This is a genomic window from Caproiciproducens sp. NJN-50 (genome assembly GCF_004103755.1).
GTDB lineage: Bacteria > Bacillota > Clostridia > Oscillospirales > Acutalibacteraceae > Caproicibacter.
In genome coordinates this window covers 3,122,944-3,136,657 of sequence record NZ_CP035283.1, presented here as the reverse complement: position 1 = coordinate 3,136,657, position 13,714 = coordinate 3,122,944, and the positions used below count along the sequence as shown (strand labels likewise).

General features: G+C 58.6%; 11 protein-coding genes. 10 read left to right on the top strand and 1 reads right to left on the bottom strand.

Annotated features, from left to right (window positions below):
- Positions 1 to 12 precede the first annotated feature (12 nt).
- The 10 genes from EQM14_RS15315 to EQM14_RS15270 all read left to right on the top strand — a co-directional run bounded on the left by EQM14_RS15315 (position 13) and on the right by EQM14_RS15270 (position 12,258).
- Entirely contained in the window at positions 13 to 417 is a 405-nt protein-coding gene (locus EQM14_RS15315; RefSeq protein WP_128744030.1) for a methylglyoxal synthase, read from the top strand.
- A 291-nt stretch (positions 418 to 708) separates the two neighbouring features.
- On the top strand, positions 709 to 2,034 hold the full coding sequence (hisS, locus tag EQM14_RS15310) for a histidine--tRNA ligase (protein WP_128744029.1): 1,326 nt from the start codon (positions 709 to 711) through the stop codon (positions 2,032 to 2,034).
- Positions 2,035 to 2,052: 18 nt separating this feature from the next.
- A complete protein-coding gene (locus tag EQM14_RS15305) occupies positions 2,053 to 2,967 on the top strand; it encodes a serine hydrolase domain-containing protein (protein WP_128744028.1) in 915 nt (304 codons plus the stop codon).
- Positions 2,968 to 3,012: 45 nt separating this feature from the next.
- The gene (gene aspS / locus EQM14_RS15300; protein WP_128744027.1) at positions 3,013 to 4,809 is read left to right on the top strand and encodes an aspartate--tRNA ligase; all 1,797 of its coding nucleotides are present in this window, start codon (positions 3,013 to 3,015) and stop codon (positions 4,807 to 4,809) included.
- A gap of 87 nt (positions 4,810 to 4,896) precedes the next feature.
- Positions 4,897 to 5,544, top strand: coding sequence for an epoxyqueuosine reductase QueH (locus EQM14_RS15295; protein ID WP_128744026.1), 648 nt, complete (start codon positions 4,897 to 4,899; stop codon positions 5,542 to 5,544).
- Positions 5,541 to 5,939, top strand: a complete 399-nt coding sequence (locus EQM14_RS15290; protein WP_128744025.1) for a winged helix-turn-helix transcriptional regulator — start codon at positions 5,541 to 5,543, stop codon at positions 5,937 to 5,939. Before EQM14_RS15295 ends, EQM14_RS15290 begins: the two co-directional genes overlap by 4 nt.
- Positions 5,940 to 5,963: 24 nt before the next feature.
- Positions 5,964 to 7,973, top strand: coding sequence for a WD40/YVTN/BNR-like repeat-containing protein (locus EQM14_RS15285; protein ID WP_128744024.1), 2,010 nt, complete (start codon positions 5,964 to 5,966; stop codon positions 7,971 to 7,973).
- A gap of 168 nt (positions 7,974 to 8,141) precedes the next feature.
- A complete protein-coding gene (locus EQM14_RS15280; RefSeq protein WP_128744023.1) occupies positions 8,142 to 10,472 on the top strand; it encodes an anaerobic ribonucleoside triphosphate reductase in 2,331 nt (776 codons plus the stop codon).
- Complete coding sequence (gene nrdG / locus EQM14_RS15275) at positions 10,462 to 10,974, top strand: anaerobic ribonucleoside-triphosphate reductase activating protein (RefSeq protein ID WP_128744022.1); 513 nt, start codon at positions 10,462 to 10,464, stop codon at positions 10,972 to 10,974. The genes EQM14_RS15280 and nrdG overlap by 11 nt, the downstream gene beginning before the upstream one ends.
- 81 nt (positions 10,975 to 11,055) lie before the next feature.
- The gene (locus tag EQM14_RS15270) at positions 11,056 to 12,258 is read left to right on the top strand and encodes an AfsR/SARP family transcriptional regulator (RefSeq protein WP_128744021.1); all 1,203 of its coding nucleotides are present in this window, start codon (positions 11,056 to 11,058) and stop codon (positions 12,256 to 12,258) included.
- A gap of 53 nt (positions 12,259 to 12,311) precedes the next feature.
- On the opposite strand, the gene EQM14_RS15265 is transcribed toward EQM14_RS15270, so the two are convergent.
- The gene (locus EQM14_RS15265) at positions 12,312 to 13,664 is read right to left on the bottom strand and encodes a chloride channel protein (RefSeq protein WP_326974893.1); all 1,353 of its coding nucleotides are present in this window, start codon (positions 13,662 to 13,664) and stop codon (positions 12,312 to 12,314) included.
- Between the last annotated feature and the right edge of the window lie 50 nt (positions 13,665 to 13,714).

The following is a 13,714-nucleotide window of genomic DNA, read 5'->3' as shown; positions in this document are numbered from 1 at the left end:
GAGGATCAATTTATGAATATTGCATTAATTGCTCACGACGCGAAAAAAGAGCTGATGGTTCAGTTTTGCATCGCATACTGCGGCGTCCTGAGCCGCCACTCGCTTTGTGCCACGGGGGCGACGGGAAAATTGGTTTCGGAGGCGACCGGTCTTGAGATCCAGCGGTTCCTGGGAGGCCCCCAGGGGGGCGACCAGCAGATCGCGGCGAGGATCGCCTGCAACGAGGTGGACTTGCTCCTGTTTTTCCGCGACCCGCTGAACCCCAAGCCCCACGAGCCGAACGACATGAATCTGCTGCGCCTGTGCGACGTGCATAATATTCCGGTCGCGACGAACATCGCGACGGCGGAGGTCTTGATCCACGGGCTGGAGCGTGGCGATCTGGACTGGCGCGACATTCTGAACCCGAAAGGCTGATTTTCCGGCTGGGAACGGAAGGAGTAACCGGGGTTTCTGCACAGCGAGGGTCCGCCGCGGCTGAGAGCGGGCCTGCAAAACGAGACCTCTGCGAAGACATCCGGGAGCCGTTTTCCGCCCCAGGAGGGGCGAGCGAAAGGGGGGCCGTTTCCGGCCCCTGAAAAAGGGTGGCACCACGAGAGGAAACTCCCTCGTCCCTTTCCATTGGGACGGGGATTTTTTGTTATAATATGAAAAACCGCGGCTGTGCCGGGGAGTTACTATTTATTTTCTGAAGAAAAGGAGCCGTTTATGGAACAGATCAAGGCACAGAGAGGGACAAAGGATATTCTTCCCGGAAAGAGCGGGAGCGTGAAGGCGGAGGAGATCAGCGAATGCTGGCAGGCGGTGGAGGAAGTCATGCGGGAGGAAGCCGCCGTGAACGGGTTTTCGGAGATCCGGACCCCTGTGTTTGAGGACACCCGCCTGTTCCGGCGCTCCGTGGGGGAAACCACCGACGTGGTACAGAAGGAAATGTATACGTTTGAGGACAAGGGGAAGCGCTCCGTCACGCTGAAGCCGGAGGGCACCGCCGGGGTGGTGCGGTCGTATCTGGAACACGGGCTGTACAACAGCCCCGCGCCGCAGAAATTTTATTACCTAACCCCCTGTTACCGTTACGAGAAAGCGCAGGCGGGCCGCCAGCGCGAATTCCACCAGTTCGGCGTGGAGATTTTCGGCACGCCGATGCCTTTGGCGGACGCCGGGCTGATCGCGTTCGCGCACGGTTTATTCGACCGGCTCTGCGTCAAAGGCCTGAAGCTGAAGATCAATTCGATCGGCTGTCCGGACTGCCGCGCGGAGTACTCCAAGGCGCTGAAAGCCTATTTTACGGAGCGGAAGGACCGGCTCTGCGAGACCTGTCTTTCCCGCCTTGAACGGAACCCGATGCGGATTCTGGACTGCAAGGAGCCGGACTGCGCCGAGGCTGCGAAAGACGCCCCGCGCATTCTCGACTATCTGTGCGATGACTGCAGGGCGCATTTCGACGGGGTCAAATCGGCGCTCGATTCCGTTCATATCTCCTATGAGATCGACCCGGCCATCGTTCGCGGCCTGGATTACTACACCCGCACGGTATTCGAGTTCGTATCCTCCGATCTCGGCGCACAGAGCACCGTCTGCGGCGGCGGCCGGTACGACGGGCTGGTGGAGGAGATGGGCGGAAAGCCGACCCCCGCGCTGGGATTCGGCCTCGGCCTCGAACGCCTGCTGATGGTGATGCAGGCGCAGAAAGTGGAATTTCCGGAGCCGCAGCCCTGCGAGCTGTATATCGCTTCCATCGGAGAGGCGGCGCAGCGCACGGCGTTCCGCATGGCGCAGGGACTGCGCGAGTGTTCCGTCGCGGCATTCTGCGACGAAATGGGCCGCAGCCTGAACGCCCAGATGAAATACGCGGACAAGCTCGGCGCGCAGTTTACCCTGGTTGTCGGCGACGACGAGCTCGATCAGGGGCTGGGCGTAATCAAGAACATGAAAACGGGAGAAAAGACGAAGGTCAATCTGAACAACGACTTTGAGGGGCAGTTCGCGGCGATCAGCGCGCAGGCAGAAGACGACGAAAGCCTCTCTTTTTAGGGAATCGGGGGACATCAAATGAAAGAATCCATACTGGATGGGTTCCGCCTGACCGCGGCGGAACAGGAGCTCCATGTGTACGGCATCCGCGTGGAACGGAGCAGCGGGGAATCCGTCACGCACTTCTGGCGGTCGAACGACCCGGTGAATCTCTATTCGGCCTCCAAGACCTTTACTTCCCTGGCCGTCGGCATGTGTCTGGAAGACGGCCGGTTCAGCCTCTCCGACCGCGTGCTGGATTTCTTTCCGGAGTACCGTGGAATCGCGGCGCCGGGAAGCGAGGCGATCACGCTGCGGGACCTGCTGCACATGGCCTCCGGCAAGCTGCACTTCTGGTTCGGAGAACTGGACGGGCGGAAAATGGAGGACGACTGGGCGGAGCTTTTTTTCCGCGTTCCGGTGACAAAACAGCCGGGGGTGCAGTTTTTCTATTCCAACGCCTGCTGCTACATGCTGGGGCGCACGGTGGAAAAGGTCACGGGAAAAAACGTGCGGGATTTTCTGGTCCCGCGCCTGTTTGTCCCTCTTGGGATTGAAAATCCGCAGTGGCACGCCGATCCGCAGGGACACACGCTCTGTGCGACCCAGTTCTTCCTGACTCTGGACGAGTTCAGCTGCCTAGGCCGCCTGCTGCTCCATCACGGGGTTTGGGATGGGAAGCGGCTAGTGAGCGAAGAATATCTGAAAAACATGTCGGCGGATTCCATCCCCAGCGGATGGGACGGCTGTGAAGAGCCGGAGTGCCTCGCGGGCTATGGATACCAGGTGTGGCTCTGCTCCGCGCCGGGGACCTGGCGCGCGGACGGAAAATACGGACAGTTCTGCATCCTTCTGCCGGAGCGGGAAGCCGCGGTGACCGTCACCGCGCACGAGGAACAGCGGCCCTATTCGATCGTCAGGGCCGTTTTTGACGAGATTGCTCCCAGGCTGTAAAGTTAAAATCGGATTTTATTTAAGATAAAGAATGGGGAAATGGATATGCCGGAATCATTGACAGGCTTAAAACGGACCGATTACTGCGGGGAACTTCGCGCGAAGGACTGCGGCAGGGAAGTGACCGTCTGCGGATGGGTGCAGCGCCAGCGCGACCTGGGGCAGCTCATCTTCATCGATCTGCGCGACCGCACGGGGATCGTCCAGCTTGCGTTCGGGGAGAAAACGGACCGGGAGGTCTTTCAGAAGGCGTTCGCCGCACGGGCGGAATTTGTGCTTGCGGCGCGCGGCACGGTAAAGGAGAGGTCTTCGAAAAACGCGGATCTTCCGACCGGAGAGATTGAACTTGACGTCGCGGAGCTGCGCGTGCTCGCAAAGAGCGAGACCCCTCCGTTCGCCGTGGAGGAAAAAACCGATGTGAAGGAAGACCTTCGTCTGAAATACCGCTATCTGGATCTGAGAAGACCGGACATGCAGAAGAAAATCATCGGCCGGCACCGCATCGTCAAGGCCGTGCGAGACTATTTCGACGACAACGGCTTTCTCGAAATCGAAACGCCGGACCTCATCAAATCCACGCCGGAGGGCGCGCGCGACTATCTGGTGCCCTCCCGCGTGTTCCCGGGCAGCTTTTACGCGCTGCCCCAGTCGCCGCAGCTCTACAAACAGCTTCTGATGCTTTCCGGCTTCGACCGCTACATGCAGGTGGCCCGCTGCTTCCGCGACGAGGACCTGCGCGCCGACCGCCAGCCGGAGTTCACGCAGGTCGACTTCGAGATGTCCTTTGTTTCGCAGGACGACGTTCTGGCCATCGCGGAGGGGTGTGTCAAGGATGTTTATAAAAAAGTTTTGAATATCGATATCCCGACCCCGCTCCGGCGCATGACCTGGCACGAGGCGATGACCCGCTTCGGCTCCGACAAGCCGGACCTGCGCTTTGGGATGGAGCTGACCGACCTGAGCGGCGTATTGGCGGGTACGCAGTTCCGCGTGTTCGCGGGCGCGCTTTCGGCGGGCGGCAGCGTGCGCGGCATCAACCTGAAGGGGAAGGCCGACGCCCTGAGCCGCAAGGAGATCGACAAGCTCGGCGAATGGGTGAAAGCCTACGGTGCGAAGGGCCTCGCGTGGACGCGGCTCGCTTCGGAGAAGGAGACCTCGTCTTATGAGAAATTCCTCGCGCCCGAAGAAGCCGTGGCGGTGCGGAAGGCCCTCGGCGCCGAACAGGGCGACGTGCTGTTTCTGGTTGCGGACGGCAAAAACAAAGCGGTGTTCGACTCCCTCGGCGCGCTGCGCAGGGAGCTGGCATCCCGCTTCGGGCTGATCGACGACTCGAAGCCATGCCTCTTGTGGGTGACGGATTTCCCTCTGTTTGAGTACAGCGAGGAGGAAAACCGTTTTGTCGCAATGCATCATCCGTTCACCATGCCGCGCGAGGAGGACCTCGACAAGCTGGAATCCGACCCCGGCAGCGTGCTGGCCGTCGCCTACGACATGGTGCTGAACGGCAACGAGCTCGGCGGCGGTTCGATCCGCATCAACCGGCCCGATATTCAGGAAAGGATGTTCAAGGTGCTCGGTTTTACCCCGGAGCAGGCGCAGAGGCGCTTCGGTTTCCTGATCGACGCGTTCCGCTACGGCGCGCCGCCGCACGGCGGCATGGCGTTCGGCCTGGACCGCATGGTCATGCTGATGCTGGGCTGCGACAGCATCCGCGACGTCATCGCGTTCCCGAAAGTCGCTTCCTCCGCGGAGCTGATGAGCGGCGCGCCGGATGAAGTCGACCTGAAACAGCTTGAGGAGCTTGGAATATCGATTCTGCCGCGGGATAAAAAGACGGAATAAAACATCATGAGGTCTGAAAAACCGGCGGCCCGTAAAACCCTGTAACGGAAAATGAATGGTATTCTTTAGAGATAAGGAGGGCGCATCATGAACAAGATCAATTACAGAAATCAAATGCTGGAAATCATCAACGGCTTTGAAGGCCGGGTACCCACGCTGCTGCTGCACGATTGCTGCGCCCCCTGCCTGAGCAGTGTCCTGGAGCAGCTTTCGCCGTGTTTCCGGATCACGGTGTTTTTCTACAATCCGAACATCCTGCCGGAAGACGAGTATCAAAAACGCGCGGCGGAGGTCAAGCGCCTGCTCTCCGAACTGCCGCAGAGCTATCCCGCGCGATTCATCGAGGGCCGTTACAACGTCCGCCAGTTTCTTGAAATGGCCCGCGGAAGGGAGCAGGAACCGGAGGGCGGCGAACGCTGCGCGGGTTGTTACCGTTTGCGGCTTGAGGAGACCGCGAAGTACGCCAGGGCGGGCGGATACGATTTTTTTGCTACGACTTTGACGGTCAGTCCCTATAAAGACGCACAAAAGCTCAATGAGATCGGGCAGGAGCTTTCCGGCGAGTACGAAGTGCCTTATCTGCCCTCCGATTTCAAGAAGAGCCGCGGGTATCAGCGGTCGATCGAGCTTTCCCGCGAATACGGGCTGTACCGGCAGGACTTCTGCGGATGCCCGTTTTCCAGGGAGGCGGCACGGCGAAAACGCGCGGCGCGCGGAGGGGGCGGACCGGATTGAAAAAGAAGAAAAAACGGGAGAAGCGGAACCGGCGCGAGGAGGAACAGAACCAGTATTTGCAGGAAAGTCCCCTCGCGCCGGGGCCGGAAAGCGATGCGCCTCTGCAGCGCGCGGTATCGCTGATCGGCGGAAAATGGAAGCTGCGCATTTTATGGGCGCTGCGCGACGGCGAGTCGGCCCGTTACGGAGAAATCCGGCAGCGTGTCTCCGGAATTACGGACATGATGCTGAGCCAAAGCCTCCGGGAGCTGACCGCATCCGGCCTGGTCGAGCGGCGGCAGTATCAGGAAATCCCGCCGAGGGTGGAATACGCCTTGACAGGCGAAGGCACGGGCTTGCTTCCCGTGCTGGAATCGATTTATGCTTGGGCTGTGAATCACTTTGCCGCCCGGTGATTTTTCGGACAGGAGGAGTGTCTGTTGAAAAGATGGATTGGAATCCTTACGGCAGTTTTCATTTTGACGGCGCAGGGGGGGTGCTCGCCGACCCCGTCAAGCTCGGAGGAAAGCAGCGGTGCTGACTCCCTGCCCGCGTCCGGCAGCTCGCAGTCCGTTTCTTCGCAAGCGGGCCTGAAACCGGGAGAAGAGGTACAGATCGCAGGGGAGGACAATCATTTTGAGCTTCACAGCATCGATTTTCTCGACGGCGATGCCGGATGGATGATCCGGGACCGGTATGAATCCGGTTCCGATTCCTACCGGTCGCAGCTTCTGACGACGCAGGACGGCGGAGCAACCTGGACCAAAACAGGTGACGACAGCCGGCAGCTTGACGCGGTCCTTTTTGCGGATCAAAATGAAGGCTGGGCGGTTTCGCAGGAAACGTCCAGGGCCGCCGCTGCCAATGTTTCCAAACTGGTGCGCTATTCCGTCCTCCACACGAAGGACGGCGGGAAGAGCTGGACGGTGCAGTGGAAAAGTTCTTCCGATGAATCCGAATCAAAGCCCGCGCTGTGGGCGGGAGACGCTCAGACGGCGTTTGCGCTCACCGGGAGCCGTCTGCTGCGAACAAAGAACGGCGGAACGGCCTGGACTGCCGTTTCATTCGGAATCAAGGATTTTATCCCGGTCCAAATGTGCTTTGCGGACGGGAAAAACGGATGGGTCGTCGGTGTGAACAGGAAGAAAAGCAGCGTTTCCATCCGATACACGTCGAACGGAGGGAGGAGCTGGCGGCGCCAGTTCCAGAAAAAGATGGACGAGGGCGGAGCGGGCTGTGCCGGCGTGGATTTTCTGAATGCCAAGGAGGGGTGGTTCCTGACCTCCGACCTTGCCACCTGGAACGGGGAGCTGTACCACACGGCGGACGGCGGGCTGCATTGGAGCAAGGCCGGCGGGGTCAAAAGCGTCCGCCCGACTCCGCAGGGGCTTTGCTTTGTGGATTCGCAGACCGGATGGATCCCTTTGAATGTCGGCGCGGGCCCGGTCGACGGCGGCCTTTCCGTCACGCGCGACGGAGGAAAAAGCTTTCAGGTGGCCGGTGCTTCGAATTCGGAAAATGTGGAGGAGACCCAGAAAATCACCAGCGCGAGGGAAATTGTGTTTCAGACCGCTCAATTGGGATGGGCCGTCGGAATGGACCCGAACCGCGGGGATTACCTGCTGAAAACCGAAGACGGCGGGGACAACTGGCAGCAGCTCTACCCGGCGCCGGCGCCGACCGTCGACTTTTCGTTTGTCAACAGCCGGACCGGCTACGGACTGGGAGAACTCTCCGATCCGAACGCGCTGTTGAAAACGGAGGACGGAGGACAAAGCTGGCTGACGGTCAAGAGCTTTACCGGTGAGTACTTTGTCGAAAATCTGTCCTTTATCAGCCCGGAGGAGGGCTGGGTTCTGGCGGCGCCCGTCGGCGCTTCGGACGGTTCGCTTTCGGTTCTGCATACCCTGGACGGCGGCGTCACATGGAGCAGGCTGTGCGGCGGCCTTGCTCCAAATGAAACGCCGGACTGCTTCCGGTTTTTTGACAAAAAAGGCGGAGCGATGATCGTAAAGGGAGGGCGGATTTACCGGACCGCGGACGGCGGGAAAACGTGGAACCCCTCCGCGTACAGCGGCGGGGACAGCGTGATATCCAACCAAAGCGCGCTGAGCCGCCTTGCCGGCGGGAAAACGGATTGGGAAAGCCCAACGATCGCTTTAAAGGACGACGGTGCCGTTGCGGCCGCCCTCTTGTCTGCGGGCAGGGGATTTCTTCTCGCGTCGGGATCCTCCGGAGAATCGGAAATCCGATATGAACTGCTGACCACGCAGGACGCGGGCAAAACGTGGGATCCTCATCTTTTGCCGAAGGGGCTTGGGGAAGACACTTTCGATACGGCGCGGGACCGTTGTCCCATGCAGTTTACGGACGACGGGCACGGCTGGATTCTGGCCGCGCACGGTCTGCTCGCGACGGTCGACGGCGGCCGCTCCTGGACATGGCAGTAAATAAGCGATAACTACAGATGGTATTCACTGTCGAAAATTAAAAAATTAACACACTATATCTTGTAGATCCTTTCTTGACATTCCGGATAAAAACAAGTATAATTCTTATTACACTCGTCCGCCGGAACGATCTTCCGGTGGAAAAGAACCGGAAAGGATGAAGTTAATATGGCGACACGGATTCAGAAACGAAACGGGTCGGTCGTTCCGTTTGATGAAAAAAAAATTCGCAGTGCGATTGAAAAGGCAAATCTGGCGGTGGGGACCGAAAAAATGACCGGGGAGGAGCTGGACCGCCTGACCTCCCGGATTTCCGGGAAGTTCGACGGCGGCGGCACGCCGACGGTGGAGCAGGTTCAGGACGCCGTGGAGGAGATGCTGATTGCGAAGGATTTCGCAAAAACCGCAAAAGCCTATATCCTTTACCGCGCGGAGCATACGAAGATCCGGCAGGCTGAGGGCGACCTGATGGATATCTACCGCCAGCTGACGTTCCGCGACGCGAAGGACATCGACCTGAAGCGGGAAAACGCCAACATCGACGCGGACACCGCCATGGGGACGATGCTGAAGTACGGCTCGGAGGGCTCCAAATATTTTATCAACAACTACATACTGCCGAAGGATATCGCCGCCGCACATTTGAGCGGGGACATCCACATCCACGACGAAGATTTCTACATGCTGACGGAGACCTGCTGCCAGATCGACCTATTGAAGCTGTTTCAAGGAGGCTTCTGCACCGGGCACGGCACGCTGCGCGAGCCGAACGACATCAGCTCCTACGCGGCGCTGGCCTGCATCGCGATTCAGGCGAACCAGAACGAGATGCACGGCGGCCAGAGCATCCCGAATTTCGACTTTTCCATGGCTCCGGGCGTCGCCAAAACGTTCCGCCGGTGTTATTTTCAGGAGCTTTCCAAATATTTTCAGGTTGCCCACGGCATGGAAGCCGCCGACGCGGACGCGTTGACCGTCGAGACGCGCCGCGCGGTGGGAGATGACATCACGATGGGAAATGCGGACGAATATGGCATCCGCTTCGTTCAATATCTGCCGGAGCATCAGCGCGCCGGGGGCTTTGAGGAGATCGCGGAGCGGGAGGCGGCCAAGGCGCACCGGTATGCGGTCGGGGCGGCGGTCAGGGGAGCAGACCGCGCCACGTATCAGGCAATGGAAGCGCTGATCCACAACCTGAACACCATGAATTCGCGCGCGGGCGCTCAGGTTCCGTTCAGTTCCCTGAATTATGGAACGGATACGTCGCCGGAGGGCCGCATGGCGATGAAAAATCTGCTGCTCGCGACAAAGGCGGGCCTCGGAGAAGGGGAGACCCCGATATTCCCCGTACAGATCTTCAAGGTCAAGGAGGGCGTCAACTACAATCCGGGGGACCCGAACTACGACCTGTTCCAGCTTTCGGTGCGGGTCAGCGCGAAGCGCCTGTTCCCGAATTTCAGCTTTCTCGACGCCCCGTTCAATCTCCAGTACTACAAACCGGGAGACTACAATACGGAGGTCGCCTATATGGGCTGCCGCACGCGCGTGATGGGCAATGTTCACGACCCGGACCGTGAGGTGACCTGCGGCCGCGGGAACCTGAGCTTTACCTCGATCAACCTGCCGCGCATCGGCATCGAGGCGCACGGAGACGTCGGCAGATTCTATGAGATCCTTGACAAGCGCATCGACCTGGTCGTCCGGCAGCTGCTGCACCGATTCAAGATCCAGTGCTCCAAAAAAGTCTACAATTATCCGTTCCTGATGGGCCAGGGCGTCTGGATCGACAGCGATCAGCTCGGCTGGGAGGACAGCATCGAGGAAGTCCTCAAGCACGGCACGCTGAGCGTCGGGTTTATCGGCCTCGCGGAAACGCTGAAGGCTCTGACCGGAAAACACCACGGCGAAAGCCCGGAAAGCCAGAAGCTCGGCCTTGAGATCATCGGCCATATGAGAAAGCGCATGGACGACGAATCGAAGAGAACGGGGCTGAATTTTACGCTTCTCGCGACACCCGCGGAGGGTCTTTCCGGGCGCTTTGTCAGGATCGACCAAAAGAAATATGGAAAGATCCCCGGTGTCACCGACCGGGAGTACTACACGAATTCGTTCCATATTCCCGTTTATTTTCCCATCCGCGCGTTTGAAAAAATCAAACTGGAGGCTCCCTATCATGCCCTGACCAACGCGGGCCACATCAGCTATGTGGAGCTGGACGGCGACACGACGAAAAACCCGGAGGCGTTCGAGGCCATCATCCGCTGCATGAAGGAAAGCGGCGTCGGCTACGGCTCCGTCAATCATCCGGTCGACCGCGACCCGGTCTGCGGCTACAATGGGATCATCGACAACGAGTGCCCGCACTGCCACCGGACGGAGGACGAAGGGCCGAAATTCGAGCGCATCCGCCGCATCACCGGCTACCTGGTCGGCACGCTGGACCGGTTCAACGACGCGAAACGCGCGGAGGAAAGGGACCGGGTCAAGCATGGCATCTGAACTGAACGTTTGCGGCGTTGAGCCGGAATCCATCGTGGACGGCAGGGGCATCCGGTTCGTCGTGTTCGTGCAGGGGTGTCCGCACCGCTGCCCGGGCTGCCACAATCCCCAGTCCCACCCGTTTGAGGGCGGAACCGTGATGAATACGGACGATCTTTTCCGCCGGATCCGCGAAAATCCGCTGCTCAGGGGCGTTACCTTCAGCGGCGGCGAACCGTTCTGCCAGCCGGGCCCGCTGGCGGAGCTGGCTTCCCTTGTGCATTCCGCCGGGCTGGATGTGACCACCTACTCCGGGTATCGGTACGAGGAGCTTCTGGCGATGCGTGACCCTGAGGTCAAGGACCTTCTTGACCGGACGGACGTGCTGGTGGACGGCCCGTTTCTGCAGGAGCAGAAGGATCTGACGCTGCTGTTTCGCGGCAGCCGGAACCAGCGGGTGATCGATTTAAACGAAAGCAGACGTCTCCATCAGCTCGTTTTGGAGAAACTGGAAGAAAATTAACTTCTTACAGAGCCGAGGTTCCAGAATTGTAAATCGTCGCGGTTTATGGTACACTGAATGTAGAATTTCGGATGGGAAGCGATGAGTTTGTATTCCGGGAAAAATACTAAAATCAGCGTCCAGATGTTTGGCGAATTTTCAATTACCATTAACGGAAAAACTCTGACAAATCTGAAAGGGCGTACCAAGAGGGTCTGGATGCTGATTCAATATCTCATTGCGCAGCGCAATGTTCCCGTGCCGCTGAACCGGCTTCTCCGGGATATCTGGGACGGGCGCGAGTGCGGGGACCCGGAAAATGCCCTGAAGAACCTCGTTTACCGGGCGCGCACGATTCTGGGGGACTTGTCCGGCGACCAGTCCCAATTTATTATTTTTTTAAACGGGACCTACGTATGGAACAACCAGTATGAATGCAGTGTGGATTCCGAGCGGTTCCTTGAATACGCTCAAAAAGCCTGTTTGCAAAAAGCCCCGGTTGAAAAGCGGATCCGATGGTACAGGAAGGCGATCGGGCTTTATCAGAACGGCTTTTTGCCGAAATCTTCCTATGGAACCTGGGTGATTTTGCAGAGTACGCGCTATATGGGACTGTATCTCCGCTGTGTTGTCGGCCTTTGCGGCCTGCTGGCGCAAAAGGACCGCTTTGAGGAGATGATCCCGGTCTGCGAAGAAGCGCTCCGCCTGTTCCCCTATGAGGAGCCGGTCCATATTCTGCTGCTGCAGGCTTATTCAAACACGGGCTGCGAGGGGAAGGCGTTCGACCACTACGACCGCACTGTGAAGCTGTTCTACCAGGAATTCGGGGTCAATCTCAGCGGCCTTTTTAAACCGTGCGTCAGCCGGATATCGGACAGCAGCCGGCCGCAGACGGATCTGGAAAGCATCCACAGCGACCTTCAGGAGAAGACAAAAATCAAAGGGGCTTTTTACTGTGATTACGATATGTTTAAATATCTGTATCGGTCCCAGGTCCGGATGATGCCGCGCACCGGCCTTTCCATATTCCTGATTCTGTTTACGATGAACGGCAGGGACGGCGGCATGCCGGAGCCGGAAGTCCTCAGGGCCGCCTCTGAAAAGCTCAAAAATGCCATTCTGACCGGAATGAGAAGAGGGGACACGGTGGCCTCCTGCAGTGCGACGCAGTATATTGCCATGCTGCAGACCGTCACGTCGGAAACCGCGCAGGGTGTCGTGCAGCGGGTGATGCGCAAATTCAGGTTTGATTACCGGCGTGATGCCGTTCGTGTGAGCACTAAGATCACTTCCATCATGGAATAGCCGGTCTGTCACAAAAAAGCGGGCACCCTGTGAGGCGCCCGCTTTTTTGTGCTTTATTCGCCGCCGATATAAAGGGATTTGTCTTTTGCGTACAGGATTTTCTGCTGGCTGTATAGGCTGGAATACCCGGAGAGCATGTAGCTGATTCCGGCGGCGAGAAGATAGTAGATGATTCCCTTTTCACCGAAAACCTCGACGCTGAGGACAAACGAGGTCAAAGGACAGTTTGTCACCCCGCAGAATACCGCCATAAAGCCAACGGACGCCCCAAAGGAAGGGTTCAATCCGATCAGGCTGCCGGTGAAGGAGCCAAACGTAGCCCCGACAAAGAAAGCGGGAACAATTTCGCCGCCGCGGAACCCCGCGCCGAGCGTCACGGCAGTGAAGAGAAGTTTCAGCAAAAACGCTTCCGGCCGTGAGCTTTGCAGGAAGGCCGCGGCAATTACGTCGCTGCCCATGCCCAGGTAATCCCGGCCGAACACCAGGGAGAGGAAAATGAGCAAGCCCCCGCCGGCCGCAGCACGCATGTATTGGTTCGGAATCCATTTTTTGCAGAGCAGGCCAGTGCCATGCATTACAAAGCAGAAAAGGATGCTGACCAGCGCGCACAGGATTCCCAGCAGCGCCACCTGCAGGAGCGGCAAGACGCCGATATCGGGCGTTCCGGTGACGGTGAACTGCGTGGGAATCGCATGAAACGACCGGGAGATGCCCGCCGCGACAATAGAGGCGACGATGCAGGGAACAAGAGCGGAATAATACATGACGCCGACCGTTATCACTTCCATTACCAGCAGAGTGGAGGTCAGCGGCGTCCCGAACAGGGCGGAAAAACAGGCGGCCATGCCGCACATGGTAACCACGTGCAGATCTTTTTCATCAAGGCGGAACAGGCTCCCGATCCGGTAACCAAGGCTGCCGCCAAGCTGAAGGGCGGCTCCCTCGCGGCCCGCCGAACCGCCGAACAGGTGCGTAATTGCGGTTGCGATAAAAATCAGCGGCGCCATCATGGTGGGGATCGGTTCCGGTGACCGCACCGCTTCGATCACCAGATCCGTTCCCTTTGGCTGCGTGATTTTGCCCATGTGATAGAGAAACACGATGGCCAGACCGCCCAGTGGAAGAAACCAGATCAGCCATCCGTAAGTGGTGCGCAGCATCGTAACATACCGGATGCAGAAATAGAACAGAGTGCCTACCCCGCCAGCCACGGCGCCAATCAGTATGGAGATGATGCTCCACTTGAAAAAAGACCCGAGGATGGAGATCATGTCCCGCGGGCTTCCGCACTGACAGACAGCAAATTCGTTTAACTGGTGTTTCCACTCCCCGTGCCGGGCGGAATCTCCACGGATGATATTTGCCGCTTTCGCAACGGTCTGTTTCGCGTATTCCTTTACACTCATTCGCATTCACCTAATTTATCATGATAATTTCAGTATAAAGGAAGAAAATG